Below are 23,018 nucleotides of genomic sequence, written 5' to 3'. Positions count from 1 at the left end.
TCCATTCACCCGTCCGGGCAGGCGCTCGGAGTGAACCGACGGAGTGCGGGGGGGCGCGTTCACCGCGCGATCTGTCCCCCTGATCACCGCGCGCCTACCGTCGGGAGCAGGGCCCGCCTTCGGGGGCGCAGCGGGAATGCGTGCCAGGACCTCGCGACACACGCGTGAACCGGAGGACCGGCCCCGGGCATGTGCGCGAGGCGGGGAGGTTCGACCATGGCGGCAGGGGGCCCGCGGGCGGACGACGACCACCGGAGGGACGCGGCGGGACCGCCGGCGGACACCGGCACCGGGCCCGTCCAGGCCGGCCCGTGGACGCGCTGCGCTTTCGGCGCCGGACAGGCGCCCCCACCTCCCGGCACCGCCCGCGACGACGTCCTCGTCCAGGTGTACGACCTCGCCGGGCGGCCGCGCGGGCTGGGCTTCCTCGCCGACCACCACGGCACCCTGATCACCAGCCACGAGGCCGTGGACGGCCTGCCCCGGCTGGTGCTGCGGACCGCCGGGGGCGGCTCCCGCGTCGTGGACGCCGGCGCCGTGACCCCGCTGCCCGCCCTGGACCTGGCTCTCGTCCGCACCGACGGCCTCGACGCGGACCCGCTGCCCGTGACCGCCCGGGACGGGGTCGGCCCGGGCACGTATGTGCGACTGGCCGCGGGATGCTGGCGCGAGGCACGCGTCCTCGGCCCCACGTCCGTGACGTACACGGCCACCGACCGCTTCCACGCCCTCGGCGCTCTGGAGCTGGCCATCGGCACGGCCGGGCGTGACGCCCTGCGCCTGGGCGGCGGAGCGGCCGGCGGACCCGTCCTCGACGCGGCGACCGGCGCGGTCGTCGCCGTCCTGGGCACGGCCCTGCGGTGCGGCCCCCGCGAGGCCGGCTTCGCCGTCCCCCTGCGTCCGGCCCCCGACGGCCCCCTCGCCGACCTCCTCACCCGCAACGCGGCCACCGTCCCGGCCTACGGCACCGACCTCAACCTCGCGGGCGTCCTCGAACTCACCGCCACCTCGATCGGCTGCGACGGCCCACCCGGTGCGCTCGGGGGCCTGGTCGGCCGCGCCGACGACGTCGGCCCGGACGGGGCGCGGCCGGTGGAACGGAAGGCCGTCGCGAGGGAGTTGGACGCCTTCGCCGGGGCCGGTGAGGGAGCTTGTGCCGGGGCGGAGGCGGCTGCGGGCGAGCGTGCCGACGGGGGATCGGGGGACGCGGAGCCGGCGGAGGGGGCCGACGCGGCGGCGGAGTCCGCGGGGGCGGCCCGGGCCGGCGAGGGTGGACCTGGAGCGGCGGGGCCGGGTGGATGCGCGGCGGCGACGCGGGGTGACGCTGGGGGCGGCGCTGGGGGCGGCCCTGGTGCGGAGGGACCGGCGGGGCGTGCCGAGACGGCAGGGTTCGCCGCGTGTGTCGCTGTTCAAGGGGGACCCGGCGCGACGGAGCCGGGGCACCCTGCGGCGGGCGGCGGCGGGTTCGCAGGCGCCGCCCGGGCCGGTGGGGACGTGTTCGGTGCGGGGGAGCCGGAGGGACGGGCGGGCGTCGCGGGGGAGCCGGGGGAACGGGCGGGCGTCGCGGGGGAGCCGGGGGAACGGGCGGGCGTCGCGGGGGAGCCGGGGGAACGGGCGGGCTTCGCGGCAGGGGTGGAGGGAGGGGCTTGCCTCGCGCCGGGGTCGGAGGGGCGGGTGGGTGTCGCCACGGGGTCGGATGGACCGGTGGGTGTCGTGGCGGAGTCGGAGGGGCGGGTGGGTGTCGCGGCGGAGTCCGGCGGGTGCTCCCGGGCCGAGGACCGCGGGTTCGGCGCAGGTGAGTCGGGGGAGAGCGCGGGCGCTGGAGCGGAGTCCGTGGTGTTCTCCCGCGGCGACAGTGGTACGCCCGGTGCGCGGGGTTCGGGGGAGCACGCGTCTCGTGGGGGCGTGTTCGCCCGGGGCCCCGCCGTGGTGCTGGGCCTCGTCGGGGCGCCGGGCAGCGGTCGTACGACCGAGCTCGCGGCGCTTGCCGCGCGTCGGCACCGCGGCGCCGAGCCCGCTCCCACGCTGTGGCTGCGCGGTGCCGATCTGAGGGACTCCGACGTGTCGGTCGCCGATGCTGCTCGGCGGGCGCTGACCCGGGCCGCGCGGATCCTGCACGCCTCGGGTGCCGCCCTCCCCGCCGGCCCGGGCGACGTCACGCCCGAGCGCCTGGCCCGGGTCGCACGCCTCGCCGGCCGTCCGCTGCTCCTGCTGCTCGACGGCCCGGAGGAGATGCCGCCCGTCCTGGCCCACCGCCTCCCCGAGTGGACCCGGGGCACCACCGAGTGGCTGCGCGCGACCGGGGCGCGGCTGGTGGTGGCGTGCCGGGCGGAGTACTGGGAGGCGGCGGGGGCGGAGTTCCCGCGCGAGCTGCTGCACGGGGCCGCCGGGCTCCAGGGAGACGGGGCGGGCGGGGGCGGGGGTCCCAGGCGGCTCCCACCCTGTGCGCTGCTGGGCGACCTCACCCGTGAGGAGGCCCGCCGGGCCCGCGCCCGCTACGGCATCCCCGAAGGCGTGCTCGCGGAGACCGACGCCGGGCACCCCCTCACCCTGCGCCTGCTGTCCGAGGTGCGCGCGGCACTGCCCGACACCCCCGCGCCCCGCCTCACCCGCGACGACGTCCTCGCCGCCTGGCTGGACCTGATGTGCCTGCGCGTCGCCGTCCGCCTGGCCGTGGACAACGGCCTGCGCGGCACCGCCGTACGCCGCCTGGCCGCCCGCGTCTCCGGCCAGGTGCACGAGGCGGCCCGGCGCAGCCTCGGCCCCGGCCAGGGCGAGCTGGACCGGGAGTCGTTCGAGGCGGTGTTCCCCTGGGGCCCCGCCCCCGCCCGGCTCGGCGGCGGCACCGGCTGGGCCTCCGCCGTCCTCACCGAGGGCCTCCTCGTCCCGGCCGGCACCGGCTACCGCTTCGCCCACGAGGAGCTCGCCGACTGGATCCAGGGCATGCACCTCGACCTCGACGAGGCGATGCGCGCCCTGGTCCACCGGCCCGTCACCCCGGACACCGGCCACCCCGTCCCCGTCCCGCACCACCGCATCGGCCCGGTGGTGGAGGCCATGCTGCTGCTCGCCCGCCAGCAGGGCGCCGGCCGGCTTGCCGGAACGCTCGCCGAGTCGGCGCACGCCCTGGACGCCGACCCGCACTCCTGGTGGGCCGCCCGGCTGATCACCGAGGTGCTGCTGAGGGTGCCGGACGCCACGCCGTACACCCCGGTGCTGCGGCTGCTCGCCGACACGATCGTGGACTGGCGGCGGCAAGGGCGCCCCGTGCCGGGGGAGTTCGGACCGGGCTTCTGGACCGGCGTGGCGCTGAGCCCCACCGACCGCTTCGACCTCCTGCGCCGCCTCGTCCTCGCCGACCCCGCCCCGCACGAGACCGACCAGGCGGAGCGCGGAGGCGACCGGTACCTGGATGCCGCGGCCAGACTGCTCGCCGCCGACGCCACCGCCGTACAACCGCAGCTCACCCGCTGGTTCGACGACGAGCGGCCGCTTCCCGCGACCCCGCACGCCACCGTCGCGACGGCCGCGCAGGCGCTGCTGCACACCCATCGGCACCGCGCCCTGGACGACCTCACCGAGGCGCTCGTCGACAGCGCGCACCGGCGCGGCGACGAACTGCTCGGCGTCCTGGCCGAGGACGAGCCGTCGGCGCTGTGCCGGGCCGTGGACCGGTGGGCGCACGACGAACGGCCCGCCCGCCGGGTCGCGGCCGTCACCTACGGCCTGCGCGCCGCCCCGCACGTCCGCACCGACGCCGACCGCGAGCTGCTCCGCTACGCCGCCCTCGCCCTGCTCGCCCGCCCCACCGACCGCACCCTGCACGGCGGCGCCCTCGGCATCCTCGTCCGCGACCCCCGCACCCGCGCCCGCCACCTCACCGGGGCGCTGCGCCGCTTCGCCGAGGGCGACCCCCACCTCCCGCCCCACGCCCTGCTCGCCGCGCTCGACACCCACCCGCTACCGGTCCTGGACGCCTTCCGGGCGCGTCTCACGGAGCGTTGCCCGCTGCCGGAGGTCGGCGAGGCCCTGCGCGCGCTCGCCGACGTCACCACCCCCGGGCCGGCCCGACGGGTCGCCGCGCTGATGCGGGAGATCGTCGAGCGGCACCCCCAGACCGCCGGGGACCTCGCCACGTACACCGACCGGCGCCTGGACCAGGGCACCGAGGCCCGGGCCGTACTGCTGCCGCTGCTCACCGGGCTGCTGGACGGCGGCCCCGAACCCGTGAGGGCGGCTCTCGCCGGGGTGATCGCCGCCCCCGGCCCGCTGCGCACCGAACTGCGCGAGTTCCTGCTCCAGCGCGAACGCGACCCGGCCGTCCTGGACGCCCTGCTGCGCGCCGCGGCCGCGTACGGCGGCGACGGCCTGCGCGACCTCGTCCACCGCGTCGGCCTGCTGCTCGTCCGCACGCCCGAGGGCGCCACTCGCTACGACCGCGCCCTGGTCGACCTCGGCCGTCATCTGCCCGGCTTCGCCGCCCAGGTCGCCTGCTGGCTGGCCGACGCCCCGCAGGAGTGGTCCGCGATGGTCGGCCCCAGCACCCGCCGCATGATCGGCAACCTCGCGGACGCGGTCGTACCCGTATGACTCCCTTGCCGATCCGCTGCCGATCCCGTGTCGATCCGCTGCCGAGCCCGTGCCCTCCCGTGGCGATCCCCTGCCCGACACCGTGCCGTCACGTGCCACCACGTGCGAACCGTCACAGCACCGACGCCGATGAAGGCACCGGCCACCCGGCATGGCACCCTTAGACCTGCATAAGAGGCAGCCGTAATGAGTCAGACACGGGTTCGAGGAGCGGTCACAGTGCAGCGCTGGCGTGGCTTGGAGGACATCCCCCAGGACTGGGGGCGCAGCGTCGTCACCATCGGCTCCTACGACGGAGTCCACCGCGGTCACCAACTGATCATCAAGCACGCCGTGGACCGCGCGCGCGAGCTGGGCCTGCCCAGCGTCCTCGTCACCTTCGACCCGCACCCCAGCGAGGTCGTCCGTCCCGGCAGCCATCCGCCGCTGCTGGCCCCGCACCACCGACGCGCCGAGCTGTGTGCCGAACTGGGTCTGGACGCGGTGCTGATCCTGCCCTTCACCACCGAGTTCTCCAAGCTGTCGCCCGCCGACTTCGTCGCCAAGGTGCTCGTCGACAAGCTGCACGCCAAGGCCGTCGTCGAGGGCCCCAACTTCCGCTTCGGCCACAAGGCCGCCGGTGACGTCGCCTTCCTCGCCGAGCAGGGCGAGACCTACGACTTCGACGTCGAGGTCGTCGACCTGTACGTCAGCGGCTCGGCGGGCGGCGGCGAGCCGTTCTCCTCGACCCTGACCCGCCGCCTGGTCGCCGAGGGCGACGTCGAGGGCGCCGCCGAGATCCTCGGCCGCCCGCACCGCGTCGAGGGCGTCGTCGTGCGCGGCGCCCAGCGCGGCCGCGAGCTCGGCTTCCCCACGGCCAACGTCGAGACCCTCCCGCACACCGCCATCCCCGCCGACGGCGTCTACGCCGGCTGGCTGCACGCCCAGGGCGAGGTCATGCCGGCCGCGATCTCCGTCGGCACCAACCCGCAGTTCGACGGCACCGAGCGCACCGTCGAGGCGTACGCCATCGACCGCGTGGGCCTCGACCTGTACGGCCTCCATGTCGCCGTCGACTTCCTCGCCTTCGTGCGCGGCCAGGCCAAGTTCGACTCGCTGGAGGGGCTGCTCGAGCAGATGGCGGCCGATGTGAAGAAGTGCCGGGAGCTGATCGCCGCCGCGGAGTAGTGGCTCCCGTACGACGCCGAAGGGCGGCCGGTGCCTTTGCGGGGCACCGGCCGCCCTTCGCGTTCACCGACCGGGCTACTGCTGGGTCGCCTGCCCCGGCTGCGGCGGATACGGCTGTCCCGGCTGGCCGGGCTGCTGCGGCGGGTACGGCTGTCCCGGCTGGCCGGGCTGCTGCGGCTGGGCGTACGGCTGCCCGGGCTGGGGGGCCTGCGGCTGCTGGCCCGGGTACGGCTGGCCCGGGTAGGGCTGCCCCGGATACGGCTGCCCCGGCTGCGGGGCCTGGGCCTGTTGCGGGGTCTGGGCCTGCTGCGGCGGGTAGGGCTGCTGCTGCGGATACGGCTGCCCGGGCCCGGGCTGTCCCGGTACCGGCTGACCGGGCAGCGGCGGGGCGGCGACCGGTGGCGGGTTGCCGTCACTGGTCCACAGACCGTGCGACTGCTGGTGCCGTACGAAGTCCTCGGCGACCATCGCGGCGAGGTTGAAGTACGACTCCCGCACCTTCGGCCGCATCATGTCCAGGTCGACCTCGGCACCCGCGGCCAGATGCTCGTCGAACGGCACGACGATGACCCCGCGGCACCGCGTCTCGAAGTGCGCCACGATGTCCTCGACCTTGATCATCTTGCCCGTCTCACGGACCCCGGAGATGACCGTGATGGACCGGGAGACCAGGTCGGCGTACCCGTGCGCGGACAGCCAGTCCAGCGTGGTGCTCGCGCTGGAGGCACCGTCCACGGACGGCGTCGAGATGATGATGAGCTGGTCGGCGAGGTCCAGCACACCGCGCATCGCGCTGTAGAGCAGACCGGTGCCCGAGTCGGTGAGGATGATCGGGTACTGCTTGCCCAGCACGTCGATCGCGCGGCGGTAGTCCTCGTCGTTGAACGTCGTCGACACGGCCGGGTCGACGTCGTTGGCGATGATCTCCAGCCCGGAGGGCGCCTGGGAGGTGAACCGCCTGATGTCCATGTACGAGTTCAGGTACGGGATCGCCTGCACGAGGTCGCGGATCGTCGCCCCGGTCTCCCGCCGCACACGGCGCCCGAGCGTACCGGCGTCCGGGTTGGCGTCGATCGCCAGGATCTTGTCCTGCCGCTCGCTGGCCAGCGTGGCGCCGAGCGCGGTGGTGGTCGTCGTCTTGCCGACACCGCCCTTGAGGCTGATGACCGCGATCCGGTAGCAGGACAGCACCGGCGTACGGATCAGCTGCAGCTTGCGCTGCCGCTCGGCCTCCTCCTTCTTGCCGCCGATCTTGAACCGCGAGGGCGCTGCGGCCGGGCGGCCGCTCTTCGCCTTCTGCTTCTTGTTGTTGAGCAGCCGGTCCGAGGACAGCTCCACCGCCGCCGTGTAACCCAGCGGCGCCACCCCCGGGTTGGTCGGCTGCCGCTGGTCGTGCTGCATCGGCTGCGGCCAGGCGGCACCGGCCCGGGGGTCGACCGGGGGCTGGGACTGCTGCGGCTGCTGCTGCGGGTACTGGCCGTGCGGGCCCTGCTCGGGAGCGGGCTGCTGGTGGGGGAGGGGCTGGGCGGCCTGCGGGGCGTAGGGCTGGGCGGCCTGCGGGGCGTAGGGCTGGGGCGGCTGAGACTGCCCGGGGTGCGGCGACTGAGGCTGTCCCGGCTGCGGCTGTTCGGGCCGCGGCTGTTCGGGCTGCTGGGCCTGGGGCGCGTGCGGCTGGTGCGGTGCCTGAGCCTGCTGCGGGGTGCCCGCCGGGGCCGGGGTCTGCGGCTGCTGCGGGGTGGCCACCGGGGCCTGGGCCTGTGCCTGCGGGAAGCCGTAACCGCCGGGCTGGGCCGTGGGGTTGGGCGCAGGTGTGCCGGGCTGCGGGAAGCCGTAGCCGGGCTGCGGGGTGGCCGCCGGGGCCGGGGTCTGCGGCTGCTGCGGGGTGGCCGCCGGGGCCTGGGCCTGTGCCTGCGGGATGCCGTAACCGCCGGGCTGGGCCGTGGGGTTGGGCGCAGGTGTGCCGGGCTGCGGGAAGCCGTAGCCGGGCTGCGGGGCGACAGGGGCGGTCGGGGCGGGGGGTGTGGGCTGCGCGGGTGCCTGAGGGGCCGGCTGCTGGGTCTCGGGCGCCGGGGCGCCGGGCTGCGGGAAGCCGTATCCCTGCTGGGCGTTGGGCGCGGGCGGCTGCGGGAAGCCGTAGCCGCTCTGCGGGTTGGGCGCGGGCGGCTGCGGGAAGCCGTAGCCGGGCTGGGGCGCGTTGGGCGGGGCCGGCTGGTGCCAGGCGGCGGGTGCGGGCTGCGGAGCCTCCGGCTGGAACGGCGGCTGCTGCGCGGGCACGGCGGGCGGGTTCTGCGGGGCAGCGGACGCGGCGGCGGTCGGCTGGGACTGGCCGGGCACCGGCGGCACGGCGGGCTGTGCCTGCGGCCGGGCGGGCCACTGAGCGGCCGGGGCGGGCGCGGAGGGCTGGTACGGCGCAGGAGTTACCGGCGTCGCCGTCGCCTTCTCCTCCGTCGCCGCGGGAGCCCACTCGGGCGGCCTGATGCCGGGGACATCGGCGGGGATGGCGGGCACGGCGTCCTGCGGCACGGCGTCCTGCGGCTCGGCGTCCTGCGGCACGGCGTCCTGCGGTGCGGCGTCCTGCGGCACGGCGTCCTGCGGTGCGGCGTCCTGCGGCACGGCGTCCTGCGGTGCGGCGTCCCGCGATGCGGCGTCCTGCGGTGCGGCGTCCGCCGGGACCGCGTCCGAGGGCTCCGGCTCCGCGTCGGAAGGCGCGGCCTCCTCGGCGTCCTCGGCAGCGTCGACGGCGGCACTCAGGGGTTCGGCCTCCCCAGGCTCGGCGTCCGGTGTCACGGCCTCGGCCGGTACAGCGTCCTCGATCTCAGCCGGAACGGCATCGTCCTCTGCGGCGGACTCCTCATCGGCGCCCACCGGCTCGGCAGCGTCCTCGGAGCCGGAGCCGGAGCCGGAGCCGGAGCCGGAGCCGGAGACGGAGACGGAGCCGGAGCCGGAGACGAACTCGGAGTCGGAGCCCGCGTCGGAGTCGGAGTCCGCGTCGAAGTCTGAATCGAAAGCGGAGTCGGTCTCGGAAGCGGAGTCCGTGTCGGGCGAGGCGGCGGACTCCACCTGCTCCTCCACACGGTCCTCATCCCCGTCCGCATCCCGGTCCGCATTCCGGTCCGAGGCGTTGTCGTCCTGCTCGCTCTCGCTCTGCGGCTCGTTCGCCGACTCGGGCTCAGGCTCAGCCTCAGGCTCGGGCCCGGTCTCGGAGTCGGCCTGACCCTCGCTCCGGGCCTCCGCCGCGCGCTCAGCGATCTCCCGCTTCAGGGCAACGGCCGAGAAGCGCATGGTGGCGCCACTCTCCAGGTCACCGGTGTCCGCCTCCCCGGACTCGCTCTCCTTGGGCTCCTCGACCCCCTCGGTGCTCTCGGCGCGCGCGGGAAGCCCGCTCACGGCGAAGCTCGGCAGCGCACTCGGGGATGCGGCCTCCCCTTCGGGCGCCTCCGGAACGTCCTGCTGCGGCCGCTGCGGCTCGAACCCGCTCCCCACCGGCAGTTTGGGCACGGCGATCGGGCTCCCGGTCGGCGGCGGAGGCGTCACGGGAGCCGCGGGCGGAGTGAAGGGCGCCGGTGCGGGCGGAGTGAAGGACACTCCCGGAGCGGGAGCCGGAGGCGTGAAGGGAGCGCCGGGAGCAGGGGCAGGGGCAGGGGCAGGCGGAGTGAAGGGCGCCCCAGGAGGAACCGAAGCAGCCCCGAACCCGGACCCCGCCCCGGCACCGCCCCCCGACACGACCCCGGCCTCGGAACCCGTACCGCCACCGGCACCTGAACCACCGTCAGTCCCCGCCCCGGCAACCTGCCGAGCCGCATCCGCCGATGCCTCCGCAGCAGCCGAAGTGGCCGAAGTGGGCGAAGAAGCCGAAGAAGCCGAAGAAGCCGAAGCCCCAGAACCCGCAGAGCCCTGCGCAGCGGCCGAAGTCCCAGACCCTCCCGAGCCTTCAGACCCTCCCGAGCCCCCAGGACCCCCCGGCTGCGCCGAACCCCCCGACGCGTTCTGCGTGTACCAGGCGGGCGGCGCGTAGTCGATGGTGAACTCGCCCGTCGTCTCGACGGCGGACTCCGCGTCGGGCTGGTCGTCGCCGGGCGTCGCCCAGCCCCCGCGGATCCCGTCCCGATCGCTGCTCACAGTTCCTCCTGGTGTGGTCGGACACCCGCATGCAGTGCCGGGGCGACCATGTCTCGTCTTCCGATGTCGTTCGAGGTCGTTTCCGAGGTCGTCCGATCCACCGGCTCTCCCCCTGGGACGCCGACGCCCGGTCCACGGGCCTGGCGCCACGCCCGGTCCCAGCCTAGTCACCGTGTACGTCAACCCGGCAGGCCCGTCCTCCTGAGCATCTGCCCCCTGCGTCACAGCCTGCCCGCCGACGCGGCCCTCACCCCCCGACCTGACCCGGACTCAGCCCCGACCCGTCCCCGACGGACGGACCAGGGTCACCGCGGGCGCCACCAGCCGCCCAACCCGCCCAACCCGCCTCGGCCGCCCCGTACGGCGACGGGCATAGTAGACAGCTGATCATCGCCGCCCACCCCCCCAACCACCCACAGACAAGGACCTCTTCGCGTGAGCTTCGGCCCGCCCCCTTCCATGTACACCCAGTCCGCGCTGTCCGCGGAGCAGAAGAAGCGCAGAAGGAAGCGCGTACTCGGTGGCGGCCTCGCGGTCGTCCTGGCCGCGGCCCTCGGCGCGGGCGGCTGGCTCGTCTGGGGCACCGGTGACGACACGGGCCACGACGACCGCAAGGCACCGGCCGCCGCCGGCGGGGGCCGGCTCGACGTGCGCGAGACGGTGGAGAAGCAGCCCGCGAACCAACGCGGCGTCATGGGCTTCCGCTTCTCCGCCGACGACATGGCCCCGGGCGAACGCCATGAGATGCCGGGTACCTGGGCCACGGACGAGATCTTCGCCAAGGGCATCAACCGCACCCTGGTCGGCTTCCGGATCGGCGAGGACGTGGCCGTCGGCGACGAGGTGTGGGAGCTGCGCCTGGACGGCCCCCTCTGCGGCGTCACGCGCGCTGTCACCGGCGAGAACCGTACGGCCGTGCTGTTCCGCTCGGGCGAGGACGCGGACGCGCTGTGCGACCAGGTCGCCTTCGTCGACCTCGACGACGGCAAGAAGGTGTGGCAGGCCGAGTTCCCCGCCTCGAAGCTCGGCACCGGCAAGGGCACCCCGGAGAGCCCGGGCGGCCAGGACACCCCGGGCGTCGCCCTCGCCCACGGCGTCGTGGCAGTCACCTGGGGCGGCGGCACCGACGCCTACGCCATGGACACCGGCGAGCAGCGCTGGCGCGTCGAGTCCGACCCCGCCGACAAGTGCGAGCACCACGGCGCCGCCGGCGGCCCCACCCTGGTGCTGCGCCTGCAGTGCTGGACCGGTGGGTCGTACGACGGCATCACCTACAAGGTGCGCGAGGTCGACCCAGGCACGGGCGCGACGAGATGGACGTACGCCCTGGAGGCCGGCATCCACGACGTGCGGGTGATCTCCAGCAGGCCCGCCGTCCTCGCGGTCTCCGCCGCGGACATCGGCATCACGGACATTCTCGCCCTGGACGAGCACGGCAAGAACCGCAGCGCCATCCCGCTGGGCAAGGACGCCTACGTCGCCGAATGCGCCGACGAGACCGACCTGCTGGCCGCCGACGACTGCCCGACCGTCACCGTCGGCGCCGGACAGGTCTTCCTGACCACCGCCGAGCAGGGCGACACCATCCACAACTACAACTGGATCGTCGGCTTCGACCTGAAGACCGGCCGCACGATGCAGAAGTTCGAGTCGGGCCGCAACGCCCTGCTGCACCCCCTGCGGATGAGCGGCGGAAAGCTTCTCGCGCTGCGCGACAGCAGCGACCACATCACGCCCATGGGCCTGGTCGCCCTCGACCCGCGCACCGGGGACGAGACCCCGTATCTCTACTTCGACCTGCCCTTGGAGGCGTGGACACTCACCTCGACGGAACTGGCCCACGTCATCGTCCAGAACGGCCGCGTCTTCTTCGCCGCCAAGGCCGCGAGCGCCCCCGACGAGGACAAGGCCTGGGTCTGGCTGGCCGTCGGCATCGAGCCCGACGCGCCCCGCAGGAAGTAGCTCCGCGGCACCGGACGGGACGGGAGCCCGTATGCCCCCGCCCCGTCCGCGCGTCACTCAGGTGTCGTCACCCGATGCCGTCCGCGCGTCACTCAGGCGTAGTCGCCCGGTGCCGGTCCGCGCGTCATTCAGACGGAGTCGCCCGGTTTGGGTCCCGCGTCACTCAGGCGTCGTCGCCCGGCGCCGGCTCCAGATCGAACTCGCCGTCCCGGGCGCCGAGCACGAAGGCCCGCCACTCCGCCTCCGTGTAGCGCAGCACGGTGTCCGGGTCGAGGGACGAGCGCATGGCCACGGCCCCGCCGGGGAGATACGCGATCTCCACGCGCTCCTCGTGCTGCTCCGTGCCCGGCGCGCTCTGCCACTCGACGCCGGAGATGTCGAGCGCATACAGCTCGTCGCGCTCCCGCTCCTTGCGCGCCTTGATCTCCTCTGCCGTCTCCGTCATCCCGACGCGACCCCTTCCCGACTCCCGACGTACGCTGTGATCCCGCAGGTCACCCTAGTGGCCGCACACGCGTGTGCGGGGCGGTTCCGGGACCCGGGCGAGAGCGCCCCTCGCCTGCTGGTACTCTGGGTGACGGCCGTTTGTGTACGCACCCCCGGAGCCGAGCTCTGGAGGTCGCGCCCAGCGGATCCCCGCCTCCCGAGTAACGGAAGCTCCCCCGAGATGTGGACCGGGGGCACTCGGTGGCCCATCAGACATAAACGAGGAGTACGCGTGCCGCTCGACGCCGCTACGAAGAAGCAGATCATCAGCGAGTTCGGCCAGAAGGAGGGCGACACCGGCTCCCCCGAGGTCCAGGTCGCCATGCTGTCGCGCCGGATCTCCGACCTGACCGAGCACCTCAAGACCCACAAGCACGACCACCACTCCCGCCGTGGTCTGCTGATCCTGGTCGGTCAGCGTCGCCGCCTGCTGCAGTACCTGGCCAAGAAGGACATCCAGCGCTTCCGTGCGCTGGTCGACCGTCTCGGCATCCGCCGCGGTGCGGCCGGCGCCAAGTAAGACGCCGTGAAGGGAGCGGTTCCCGGAAGAGACCGGGACCGCTCCCTTTGCCGTACGTGCGGGAACGTGCGGACTGTCACTGCCCCTTTGTAGTGTGGTAGCACAACGCAATACGTACGGCACAGCACGACAGCACGACAGCACGACAGCACGTAAAGAAGAGGAGAAGCGCACCTAGCCGCCGCCGGTCCTCGGTAGTGGCCCCCGGGGGGAAGCGAGCCCCGGGTGCTTCGATCGAAGACCGGCCCGCACCGCACGGAGCGCTTCTCCACCATCGTCCCCCTGCCACACGGGCAGGCAACGGACGAAGACGAGGAGAAATTGCTAGTGGAGAACGAGACCCACTACGCCGAGGCCGTCATCGACAACGGCTCCTTCGGCACCCGCACCATCCGCTTCGAGACGGGCCGCCTGGCCAAGCAGGCCGCCGGCTCCGCCGTGGCGTACCTGGACGACGACACCATGGTGCTGTCGGCCACCACCGCCTCCAAGCAGCCCAAGGACCAGCTCGACTTCTTCCCCCTGACGGTGGACGTCGAGGAGCGGATGTACGCCGCCGGCAAGATCCCCGGCAGCTTCTTCCGCCGCGAGGGCCGCCCCTCCGAGGACGCGATCCTCACCTGCCGGCTGATCGACCGCCCGCTGCGCCCGTCCTTCAAGAAGGGCCTGCGCAACGAGATCCAGGTCGTCGCCACGATCATGGCGCTCAACCCCGACCACCTGTACGACGTCGTGGCGATCAACGCCGCCTCCGCGTCCACGCAGCTGGCCGGCCTGCCCTTCTCCGGCCCGATCGGCGGCGTCCGCGTCGCGCTGATCCGCGGCCAGTGGGTGGCCTTCCCGACGCACACCGAGCTCGAGGACGCCGTCTTCGACATGGTCGTCGCGGGCCGCACCCTGGAGGACGGCGACGTCGCGATCATGATGGTCGAGGCCGAGGCCACCGAGAAGACCATCAAGCTGGTCGAGGGCGGCGCCGAGGCGCCGACCGAGGAGGTCGTCGCCGCCGGTCTGGACGCCGCGAAGCCCTTCATCAAGGTGCTGTGCAAGGCCCAGGCCGACCTCGCCGCGAAGGCCGCCAAGCCGACCGCCGAGTTCCCGATCTTCCTGGACTACAAGGACGACGTCTTCGAGGCCCTGTCCTCCGCGGTCCGCTCCGAGCTCGCCCAGGCGCTCACCATCGCCGGCAAGCAGGAGCGCGAGGCCGAGCTGGACCGCGTCAAGGAGCTCGCCGCCACCAAGCTCCTGCCGGAGTTCGAGGGCCGCGAGAAGGAGATCTCCGCCGCGTACCGCTCGCTCACCAAGCAGCTGGTCCGCGAGCGCGTGATCAAGGAGAAGAAGCGCATCGACGGCCGTGGGCTGACGGACATCCGCACCCTGGCCGCCGAGGTCGAGGCCATCCCGCGGGTCCACGGCTCCGCGGTGTTCGAGCGTGGCGAGACCCAGATCCTGGGCGTCACCACCCTGAACATGCTCCGCATGGAGCAGCAGCTGGACACCCTCTCCCCGGTGACCCGCAAGCGCTACATGCACAACTACAACTTCCCGCCGTACTCCACCGGCGAGACCGGCCGCGTCGGCTCCCCCAAGCGCCGCGAGATCGGCCACGGCGCCCTCGCCGAGCGCGCCCTGGTGCCGGTCCTGCCGACGCGCGAGGAGTTCCCCTACGCGATCCGCCAGGTGTCCGAGGCGCTCAGCTCGAACGGCTCGACGTCCATGGGCTCGGTCTGCGCCTCCACCATGTCGCTGCTGAACGCCGGTGTGCCGCTCAAGGCCCCCGTCGCCGGTATCGCCATGGGTCTGATCTCCCAGGAGATCGACGGCGAGACGCACTACGTCACCCTCACCGACATCCTCGGTGCGGAGGACGCCTTCGGCGACATGGACTTCAAGGTCGCCGGCACCAAGGAGTTCGTGACCGCCCTCCAGCTCGACACCAAGCTGGACGGCATCCCGGCCTCCGTCCTGGGCGCCGCCCTCAAGCAGGCCCGCGACGCGCGTCTCCACATCCTCGACGTGATGATGGAGGCCATCGACCGGCCCGACGAGATGTCCCCGAACGCTCCGCGGATCATCACCGTGAAGATCCCGGTCGACAAGATCGGTGAGGTCATCGGCCCCAAGGGCAAGATGATCAACCAGATCCAGGAGGACACGGGCGCCGAGATCACGATCGAGGACGACGGCACCATCTACATCGGTGCCGCCGACGGCCCGTCCGCCGAGGCCGCCCGCGCCACGATCAACGGCATCGCCAACCCGACGATGCCCGAGGTCGGCGAGCGCTACCTGGGCACGGTCGTCAAGACGACCACCTTCGGCGCGTTCGTCTCCCTGCTGCCCGGCAAGGACGGTCTTCTGCACATCTCGCAGATCCGCAAGCTGGCCGGCGGCAAGCGCGTGGAGAACGTCGAGGACGTCCTCGGTGTGGGCCAGAAGGTCCAGGTCGAGATCGCCGAGATCGACTCCCGCGGCAAGCTCTCCCTGATCCCCGTGATCGAGGGCGAGGACGACTCCGCCGACGACAAGAAGGACGACGCCGACAAGTGACGTCGACGAGCTCCAAGGCGACGGCCCGCACCTCTTCGGAGGCGCGGGCCGTCGCCCGTACCCAAACCCTGATCAAGGGCAGCAACGGCATCGGCACCGTGCGCAAGACGACCCTCCCGGGCGGCCTGCGCATCGTCACCGAGACCCTCCCCTCGGTCCGCTCCGCGACCTTCGGCATCTGGGCCCACGTCGGCTCCCGCGACGAGACCCCGGCCCTGAACGGCGCCACGCACTACCTGGAGCATTTGCTCTTCAAGGGCACCCGGAAGCGCAGCGCGCTGGACATCTCCTCCGCCCTGGACGCCGTCGGCGGCGAGATGAACGCGTTCACGGCCAAGGAGTACACGTGCTACTACGCGCGCGTGCTCGACACCGACCTGCCGCTCGCCATAGACGTGGTCTGCGACATGCTGACCGGCTCCCTCATCCTCGAAGAGGACGTCAACGTCGAGCGGGGCGCGATCCTCGAAGAGATCGCCATGACCGAGGACGACCCGGGCGACTGTGTGCACGACCTGTTCGCGCACACCATGTTCGGCGACAGCGCCCTCGGCCGCCCGGTCCTCGGCACGGTCGACACCGTCAACGCCCTGACCGCCGACCGCATCCGCCGCTTCTACAAGAAGCACTACGACCCCACGCACCTGGTCGTGGCCTGCGCCGGCAACATCGACCACAACAAGGTCGTACGCCAGGTCCGCGCGGCCTTCGAGAAGGCGGGCGCGTTCAAGAACCTCGACGTGGAGCCCATCGCCCCGCGCGACGGCCGGCGCACCATCCGCACCGCGGGCCGCGTCGAACTGCTCGCCCGCAAGACCGAGCAGGCGCACGTCGTCCTCGGCATGCCGGGCCTCGCCCGCACCGACGAGCGCCGCTGGGCGCTCGGCGTGCTGAACACGGCCCTCGGCGGCGGCATGTCCTCCCGGCTGTTCCAGGAGGTCCGCGAGAAGCGCGGCCTGGCCTACAGCGTGTACTCGTACACCTCCGGCTTCGCCGACTGCGGCCTGTTCGGCGTCTACGCCGGCTGCCGTCCCTCCCAGGTGCACGACGTGCTGAAGATCTGCCGTGACGAGCTCGACCACGTCGCCCAGCACGGCCTGACCGACGACGAGATCGACCGCGCCATCGGCCAGCTGCGCGGCTCCACCGTCCTCGGCCTGGAGGACACCGGCGCGCTGATGAACCGCATCGGCAAGAGCGAGCTGTGCTGGGGCGAGCAGATGTCGGTCGACGACATGCTCGCGCGGATAGCGGAGGTGACCCCGGACGACGTCCGTGCCGTCGCCCGCGACATCCTGGGACAGCGGCCCTCGCTGTCGGTCATCGGCCCGCTGAAGGACAAGCAGGCGGCCCGGCTGAACGACGCGGTCGCCTGAAACACCACCGATCAGGAAGCAGGAACATGAGCAAGCTGCGCGTGGCGGTCCTCGGTGCCAGGGGCCGGATCGGCTCCGAGGCGGTAAGGGCTGTCGAGGCCGCCGAGGACATGGAGCTGGTGGCCGCCCTCGGCCGCGGCGACAAGCTGGAGTCCCTCGCGGAGACCGGCGCCCAGGTCGTCGTCGAACTGACCACGCCCGACTCGGTGATGGCCAACCTCGAGTACTGCGTCGGCCACGGCATCCACGCCGTCGTCGGTACGACGGGCTGGACCGACGAGCGCCTCGCGCAGCTCAAGGGATGGCTGGCCGACTCCCCGCAGACGGGTGTGCTGATCGCGCCGAACTTCTCCATCGGGGCCGTCCTGACGATGAAGTTCGCACAGATCGCCGCGCCCTACTTCGAGTCGGTCGAGGTCGTCGAACTGCACCACCCGAAGAAGGTCGACGCACCCTCCGGCACCGCCACGCGCACGGCCCAGCTCATCGCCGAGGCCCGCGCGGCGGCGGGCACCGCCCCGGCGCCGGACGCCACGGAGACCGCCCTGGACGGCGCGCGCGGCGCGAACGTCGACGGCGTCCCCGTCCACTCCGTCCGCCTGCGCGGTCTGCTCGCCCACCAGGAGGTCCTGCTGGGCGGCGAGGGCGAGACCCTGACCGTCCGCCACGACTCGCTGCACCACAGCAGCTTCATGCCCGGCATCCTGCTGGGCGTCCGCCGGGTGGTGACGACTCCGGGCCTGACCTTCGGCCTGGAGCACTTCCTGGACCTGAGCTGACCCGAGGACAGCACCACCATGCGCGCGAAGATCTCCTACGCCGTCACGGCCGCCGTCCTGGTCGTCTACTTCGTCCTCGTCGGCAGCCGCGGCGTGCTGCTCATCAAGGCCGGCACCCTGCTCACCGTCACCTTCGGGGTGGCGGTGCTGATCCTGCCGGTCATCGGCATCTGGTTCCTGTGGAAGAACACCCAGTTCGTCCGCCGGGCCAACGCCCTCGCCGCCGAACTCGACGCCGAGGGCGGCCTGCCGGTCGACGAGCTGAAGCGGCTGCCCAGCGGCCGGGTCGACCGCGACTCCGCCGACGAGGTCTTCGCCCGCCGCAAGGCCGAGACGGAAGCCGCCCCCGACGACTGGCGCACCTGGTTCCGCCTCGCCGTCGCCTACCACGACGCCCGAGACACCCCGCGCGCCCGCAAGGCCATGCAGCGCGCCATCGCCCTGCACGACGGCCGCCCGGTCGGGGTCTGACGGTCGTACGCCGAAGGGGCCGCCCGCGTCCACCGCGGTCCGGCCCCTTCGGCATGGGTGCCGACGGCAGGCTCAGCCCTGCCCGTACTCCGCGGCCCAGGCCTCCACGGTGTCCGCCGCCCGGTCGAACGCCTCGAAACGGGCGAGGAAGTCGGCGTTGTGCGTGGTCAGCAGCGGCGGCACGTCGGCGGCCGCCCGGTCCCGGCGCTCCAGCACCAGGGCCTGCCCCTGCACCGTGCGCGGCAGCCCCAGCCAGCGCACCGGCTGCTGCACCGTGCGCACCGAGACGATCCGGTCCCAGCCGACCGTCCGCGTGACGAAGAACCCCACCTGGCGCAGTCCGCGCGCGCCCACCCACACGCCCATCCGCAGCAGGCGCAGCGCCGCGGCGATGATCAGCAGGGCGATGCCGAAGACGACCCCGGCACCGCCGACCGTGCCGGTCAGGGCGATGACGACGGCCGCGAACAGCACGTACGAGGCCAGCAGCAGACCCACCGCGGCCGCGCCGACCCGCCAGGGGCCGGGCCGGTAGGGGCGCCGCCAGCGGTCGCGGTCGTCGAAGGGCAGCGCGACATCGTCCGCTGCCTCGAAAGCACGGTCGGCCGTCAGGAAGGGCAGGGGCACGGCTGGTCCTCACTCGTTCCACTCAGGGGCTGTGCCCGGTGAGGCTATCGAGCCGTGTCCCCGCCCACCACCTTCGGGGGTCCGATGGAGTCAGTCGGGGTCAGCGCTGCTGCGACGCCTGCGACTGCTGCGCCCCGCCCGACTGGTCGGTGGACAGCGCCGGCGTGCCCACGACCAGCGAACCGACCAGCGCGCCGACGATGGTGGCGCCCAGCAGCCAGCGCCCGGCTATCTGGCCGAGGGACGCCCGTTCCTGCGGAGGGGGAGCGACATTGCTGACGAACATCGGGAGTGTGGCTCCTTTCGGGACGCTTCGAACGAACCGCTCGTACGCGTGCACCTGTACTCATGCACTCGTACTCATGCACTCGTACTCATGCACTCGTACTCATGCACTCGTACTCATGCAGACGTACGAGTGTCCACAAAGGTGCCCGGAACCCCTGAACTCCCAGAAGTCGTCTCGGACCGGGACCGAACGCCCTGCTGTCGGTGGGGGCCCGTAGAGTGGGCGCCGCCCGAGTGAAGTGATGGAAGGACCCTCCGAGCCGTGACCGACACCCCCGCCGACGACCTCAAGCCCAGCTTCCGCAGCGATGTCACCGTCGAGCTGGTCAAGCACAGCGCGGCCGACTCCGACGTGCTGTGGGCCGCCCGAGTGTCCACCGCCGGCGAGCAGTCCCTGGAAGAGCTCCAGAAGGACCCCGAGCGCTCCAAGGGCCTGATCAACTACCTGATGCGGGACCGGCACGGCAGCCCCTTCGAGCACAACTCGATGACCTTCTTCATCAGCGCCCCGATCTTCGTCTTCCGCGAGTTCATGCGGCACCGCGTGGGCTGGTCGTACAACGAGGAGTCCGGCCGCTACCGGGAGCTCCAGCCGGTCTTCTACGTCCCCGACGCCTCCCGCAAGCTGGTCCAGGAGGGCCGCCCCGGCAAGTACGTCTTCGTCGAGGGCACCGAGGCGCAGCAGGAGCTCGTCGAGCGGACGATGGAGTCCTCCTACGTCCAGGCCTACGAGGCCTACCAGGAGATGCTCGCCGCCGGCGTCGCCCGCGAGGTCGCCCGTGCCGTGCTCCCGGTCGGCCTGTTCTCCTCGATGTACGCCACCTGCAACGCCCGCTCGCTGATGCACTTCCTCGGCCTGCGCACCCAGCACGAGCTGGCGAAGGTGCCGTCCTTCCCGCAGCGGGAGATCGAGATGGTGGGCGAGAAGATGGAAGCCGAGTGGGCGAAGCTCATGCCGCTCACCTACGCGGCCTTCAATGCGAACGGCCGCGTCGCCCCGTGACGCACACCCGTTTTCCCGTCGGGGACAGATGTACGGATCAGTCGCCCGAAGTGTCCGTATTGCGGCATTTGGAGAAGTTCATCTAGCCTGATCAAACGGACCCGGCACTGCTTGAACCCCCGAGCAGGCAGTGCCGGGCTCCACATTTGTCATGACGTATCCCGCCCCCCGAGGGCAGACCACGCGATGAGCAGCGAGTAGCGTGTAACCCATGGCTCCGACCTCCACTCCGCAGACCCCCTTCGGGCGGGTCCTCACCGCCATGGTCACGCCTTTCACGGCGGACGGCGCACTCGACCTCGACGGCGCTCAGCGGCTCGCCACCCACCTGGTGGACGCAGGCAACGACGGCCTGATCGTCAACGGCACCACCGGCGAGTCGCCCACCACCAGCGACGCGGAGAAATCGGACCTCGTACGAGCCGTACTGGAGGCGGTCGGCGACCGCGCCCACATCGTGGCCGGCGTCGGCACCAACGACACCCACCACAGCATCGAGCTGGCCAAGGCCGCCGAGAAGACCGGCGCCCACGGCCTCCTGGTCGTCACGCCGTACTACAACAAGCCCCCGCAGGAGGGCCTGTACCGCCACTTCTCGGCCGTCGCCGACGCCACCGAGCTGCCGGTCATGCTCTACGACATCCCCGGCCGCAGCGGCGTCCCGATCGACACCGAGACCCTCGTCCGGCTCGCCCAGCACCCCCGGATCGTCGCCAACAAGGACGCCAAGGGCGACCTCGGCCGCGCCAGCTGGGCCATCGCCCGCTCCGGCCTCGCCTGGTACTCCGGTGACGACATGCTGAACCTGCCCCTCCTCTCCGTCGGCGCGGTCGGCTTCGTCTCCGTCGTCGGCCATGTCGTCACCCCGGACCTGCGCGCCCTGGTCGAGGCGTACACCTCCGGCGACGTACAGAAGGCCACGGAGATCCACCAGAAGCTGCTCCCCGTCTACACCGGCATGTTCCGCACCCAGGGCGTCATGACCACCAAGGCCGCGCTCGCCCTCCAGGGTCTGCCCGCCGGACCGCTGCGCGCCCCCATGGTGGAGTGCTCGCCGGAAGAGGTGGCGCAGCTCAAGATCGATCTTGCTGCCGGCGGGGTAGAGCTCTGACAACGGACTTCGCGGAACCCCACCGCGCGCAGAGGCTTCACAACTGAATAGCGGGCCACCGGTGCCCGCACCCCACAACAACTGCTAACTGCACGAACGTCACGCTGCGCCACGTGCCTCACCGGTACGTGGCGCGCGTGGTGAGGAGAGTCTTTTGAGTCATCCGCACCCTGAACTCGGCCCGCCCCCGCCGCTCGCCGAAGGCGGCCTGCGGGTCACCCCGCTCGGCGGCCTCGGCGAGATCGGCCGCAACATGACGGTCTTCGAGTACGGCGGCCGCCTGCTGATCGTCGACTGCGGAGTGCTCTTCCCCGAGGAGGAGCAGCCCGGAATCGACCTGATCCTGCCGGACTTCTCGTCCATCCGGGACCGCCTGGACGACATCGAGGGCATCGTCCTCACCCATGGCCACGAGGACCACATCGGCGGTGTCCCCTTCCTGCTGCGCGAGAAGCCGGACATCCCGCTGATCGGCTCCAAGCTGACCCTCGCCCTGATCGAGGCCAAGCTCCAGGAGCACCGCATCCGCCCCTACACCCTGGAGGTGGCGGAGGGGCATCGCGAGCGCATCGGCCCCTTCGACTGCGAGTTCGTCGCGGTCAACCACTCCATCCCGGACGCGTTGGCCGTCGCGATCCGCACCCCCGCGGGCATGGTCGTGCACACCGGCGACTTCAAGATGGACCAGCTGCCGCTGGACAACCGCCTCACGGACCTGCACGCCTTCGCCCGGCTGAGCGAGGAGGGCATCGACCTCCTGCTCTCCGACTCCACGAACGCCGAGGTCCCCGGCTTCACACCGCACGAGCGGGACATCTCCAACGTCCTGCGGCAGGTGTTCGCCGGCGCCCGCAAGCGCATCATCGTGGCGAGCTTCGCCAGCCACGTCCACCGCATCCAGCAGATCCTGGACGCCGCCCACGAGTACGGCCGCCGGGTCGCGTTCGTCGGCCGCTCCATGGTCCGCAACATGGGCATCGCCCGTGACCTCGGCTACCTCAAGGTCCCGCCGGGTCTGGTGGTGGACGTCAGGACGCTCGACGACCTCCCGGACCACGAGGTGGTCCTGGTCTGCACCGGCTCCCAGGGCGAGCCGATGGCCGCCCTGTCCCGCATGGCCAACCGCGACCACCAGATCCGCATCGTCGACGGCGACACCGTCATCCTCGCCTCGTCGCTGATCCCCGGTAACGAGAACGCGGTCTACCGAGTGATCAACGGCCTGACCCGCTGGGGCGCCAACGTCGTCCACAAGGGAAACGCCAAGGTCCACGTCTCCGGCCACGCCTCCGCGGGCGAGCTGCTGTACTTCTACAACATCTGCCGCCCGAAGAACCTGATGCCGGTCCACGGCGAATGGCGCCACCTGCGTGCCAACGCCGAGCTGGGCGCGTTGACGGGCGTCCCGCACGACCGCATCGTCATCGCCGAGGACGGCATCGTCGTCGACCTCGTCGAGGGCAAGGCCAAGATCTCCGGCAAGGTCCAGGCGGGTTACGTCTACGTCGACGGCCTGTCCGTCGGCGACGTCGGCGAGCCGGCCCTGAAGGACCGCAAGATCCTCGGCGACGAGGGCATCATCTCGGTCTTCGTGGTCATCGACTCCTCCACCGGCAAGATCACCGGCGGCCCGCACATCCAGGCCCGCGGCTCGGGCATCGAGGACTCGGCCTTCGCCGACGTGATCCCGAAGATCACCGAGTCCCTTGAGCGCTCGGCCCAGGACGGCGTGGTGGAGCCCCACCAGCTGCAGCAACTGGTCCGCCGCACCCTCGGCAAGTGGGTCTCGGACACCTACCGGCGCAGGCCGATGATCCTCCCGGTGGTCGTCGAGGTCTGACGCCTGACGGTCCGCCAGGAGAGCCAACCAGGAGCGGGGGGGGGGGGGGGGGGGGGGGGGGGGGGCCCCCCCCGGGGGGGGGGGGGGGCCCCCCCCCGCCCCCCCCCCCCCCCCGGGGCGCCCCGCCCC

At 72.7% G+C, this 23,018-nt stretch carries 15 protein-coding genes and 1 pseudogene; 11 read left to right on the top strand and 5 right to left on the bottom strand.

Translation table 11 applies throughout. From position 1 onward, the window contains the following. The first annotated feature begins 216 nt into the window (after positions 1 to 216). Positions 217 to 4,590, top strand: a complete 4,374-nt coding sequence (locus ACIGXJ_RS30280) for a hypothetical protein (RefSeq protein ID WP_399652020.1) — start codon at positions 217 to 219, stop codon at positions 4,588 to 4,590. Between the two features lie 219 nt (positions 4,591 to 4,809). Beyond that, the gene (locus ACIGXJ_RS30275; RefSeq protein ID WP_399652017.1) at positions 4,810 to 5,757 is read left to right on the top strand and encodes a bifunctional riboflavin kinase/FAD synthetase; all 948 of its coding nucleotides are present in this window, start codon (positions 4,810 to 4,812) and stop codon (positions 5,755 to 5,757) included. A 75-nt stretch (positions 5,758 to 5,832) separates the two neighbouring features. On the opposite strand, the gene ACIGXJ_RS30270 is transcribed toward ACIGXJ_RS30275, so the two are convergent. Continuing rightward, complete coding sequence (locus ACIGXJ_RS30270) at positions 5,833 to 9,255, bottom strand: AAA family ATPase (RefSeq protein ID WP_399652603.1); 3,423 nt, start codon at positions 9,253 to 9,255, stop codon at positions 5,833 to 5,835. Positions 9,256 to 9,747: 492 nt separating this feature from the next. Beyond that, positions 9,748 to 9,876: pseudogene (locus ACIGXJ_RS30265) on the bottom strand (SCO5717 family growth-regulating ATPase); the annotation flags it as partial. 435 nt (positions 9,877 to 10,311) lie between these two features. Between ACIGXJ_RS30265 and ACIGXJ_RS30260 the strand changes: the two are divergent. Continuing rightward, the gene (locus ACIGXJ_RS30260; protein WP_399652015.1) at positions 10,312 to 11,838 is read left to right on the top strand and encodes a PQQ-binding-like beta-propeller repeat protein; all 1,527 of its coding nucleotides are present in this window, start codon (positions 10,312 to 10,314) and stop codon (positions 11,836 to 11,838) included. A 163-nt stretch (positions 11,839 to 12,001) separates the two neighbouring features. Here the strand turns inward: ACIGXJ_RS30260 and ACIGXJ_RS30255 are convergent, their stop codons facing one another. Further along, positions 12,002 to 12,283 carry a DUF397 domain-containing protein gene (locus tag ACIGXJ_RS30255; RefSeq protein WP_399652012.1) on the bottom strand — a complete coding sequence of 94 codons (282 nt, stop codon included), beginning with the start codon at positions 12,281 to 12,283 and terminating at the stop codon, positions 12,002 to 12,004. 273 nt (positions 12,284 to 12,556) lie between these two features. Here ACIGXJ_RS30255 and rpsO point away from each other — a divergent pair, with 273 nt between their 5' ends. From rpsO to ACIGXJ_RS30230, 5 genes are all read left to right on the top strand, one after another. Then, positions 12,557 to 12,844, top strand: a complete 288-nt coding sequence (rpsO, locus tag ACIGXJ_RS30250; protein ID WP_015657483.1) for a 30S ribosomal protein S15 — start codon at positions 12,557 to 12,559, stop codon at positions 12,842 to 12,844. A 327-nt stretch (positions 12,845 to 13,171) separates the two neighbouring features. After that, a complete protein-coding gene (locus ACIGXJ_RS30245) occupies positions 13,172 to 15,394 on the top strand; it encodes a polyribonucleotide nucleotidyltransferase (protein WP_399652009.1) in 2,223 nt (740 codons plus the stop codon). Then, positions 15,391 to 16,770 (top strand): M16 family metallopeptidase, encoded by a 1,380-nt coding sequence (locus ACIGXJ_RS30240; RefSeq protein ID WP_399652007.1) that lies wholly within the window; start codon positions 15,391 to 15,393, stop codon positions 16,768 to 16,770. The genes ACIGXJ_RS30245 and ACIGXJ_RS30240 overlap by 4 nt, the downstream gene beginning before the upstream one ends. Before the next feature lie 26 nt (positions 16,771 to 16,796). Continuing rightward, on the top strand, positions 16,797 to 17,549 hold the full coding sequence (gene dapB, locus ACIGXJ_RS30235; RefSeq protein WP_399652005.1) for a 4-hydroxy-tetrahydrodipicolinate reductase: 753 nt from the start codon (positions 16,797 to 16,799) through the stop codon (positions 17,547 to 17,549). Positions 17,550 to 17,567: 18 nt separating this feature from the next. Beyond that, positions 17,568 to 18,020: a hypothetical protein gene (locus ACIGXJ_RS30230; RefSeq protein WP_399652001.1), complete on the top strand. Its 453-nt coding sequence runs from the start codon at positions 17,568 to 17,570 to the stop codon at positions 18,018 to 18,020. Positions 18,021 to 18,092: 72 nt separating this feature from the next. Here ACIGXJ_RS30230 and ACIGXJ_RS30225 read toward each other — a convergent pair whose 3' ends face one another. Together ACIGXJ_RS30225 and ACIGXJ_RS30220 are read right to left on the bottom strand one after the other, a co-directional pair. Next, a complete protein-coding gene (locus ACIGXJ_RS30225) occupies positions 18,093 to 18,647 on the bottom strand; it encodes a hypothetical protein (protein WP_399651998.1) in 555 nt (184 codons plus the stop codon). A 100-nt stretch (positions 18,648 to 18,747) separates the two neighbouring features. Beyond that, positions 18,748 to 18,933, bottom strand: coding sequence for a hypothetical protein (locus tag ACIGXJ_RS30220; protein ID WP_399651995.1), 186 nt, complete (start codon positions 18,931 to 18,933; stop codon positions 18,748 to 18,750). A 264-nt stretch (positions 18,934 to 19,197) separates the two neighbouring features. Here ACIGXJ_RS30220 and thyX point away from each other — a divergent pair, with 264 nt between their 5' ends. The 3 genes from thyX (at position 19,198) to ACIGXJ_RS30205 (ending at position 22,889) form a co-directional block, all read left to right on the top strand. After that, entirely contained in the window at positions 19,198 to 19,938 is a 741-nt protein-coding gene (thyX, locus tag ACIGXJ_RS30215; RefSeq protein WP_399651992.1) for an FAD-dependent thymidylate synthase, read from the top strand. A 211-nt stretch (positions 19,939 to 20,149) separates the two neighbouring features. Beyond that, the gene (gene dapA / locus ACIGXJ_RS30210) at positions 20,150 to 21,049 is read left to right on the top strand and encodes a 4-hydroxy-tetrahydrodipicolinate synthase (RefSeq protein ID WP_399651989.1); all 900 of its coding nucleotides are present in this window, start codon (positions 20,150 to 20,152) and stop codon (positions 21,047 to 21,049) included. A gap of 154 nt (positions 21,050 to 21,203) precedes the next feature. Further along, on the top strand, positions 21,204 to 22,889 hold the full coding sequence (locus ACIGXJ_RS30205) for a ribonuclease J (RefSeq protein WP_399651986.1): 1,686 nt from the start codon (positions 21,204 to 21,206) through the stop codon (positions 22,887 to 22,889). Positions 22,890 to 23,018 lie beyond the last annotated feature (129 nt).

Source organism: Streptomyces sp. NPDC053367, assembly GCF_044545925.1.
GTDB lineage: Bacteria > Actinomycetota > Actinomycetes > Streptomycetales > Streptomycetaceae > Streptomyces.
Note: the sequence above shows the minus strand (reverse complement) of the source record. Positions and strands in the feature narration are given on the sequence as shown.

Coding starts and splice junctions, on each gene's coding strand:
- ACIGXJ_RS30280 (WP_399652020.1), top strand. CDS start 217: ATGGCGGCAGGGGGCCCGCGGGCGGACGACGACCACCGGAGGGACGCG.
- ACIGXJ_RS30220 (WP_399651995.1), bottom strand. CDS start 18,933: ATGTTCGTCAGCAATGTCGCTCCCCCTCCGCAGGAACGGGCGTCCCTC.
- ACIGXJ_RS30255 (WP_399652012.1), bottom strand. CDS start 12,283: ATGACGGAGACGGCAGAGGAGATCAAGGCGCGCAAGGAGCGGGAGCGC.
- dapB (WP_399652005.1), top strand. CDS start 16,797: ATGAGCAAGCTGCGCGTGGCGGTCCTCGGTGCCAGGGGCCGGATCGGC.
- dapA (WP_399651989.1), top strand. CDS start 20,150: ATGGCTCCGACCTCCACTCCGCAGACCCCCTTCGGGCGGGTCCTCACC.
- ACIGXJ_RS30230 (WP_399652001.1), top strand. CDS start 17,568: ATGCGCGCGAAGATCTCCTACGCCGTCACGGCCGCCGTCCTGGTCGTC.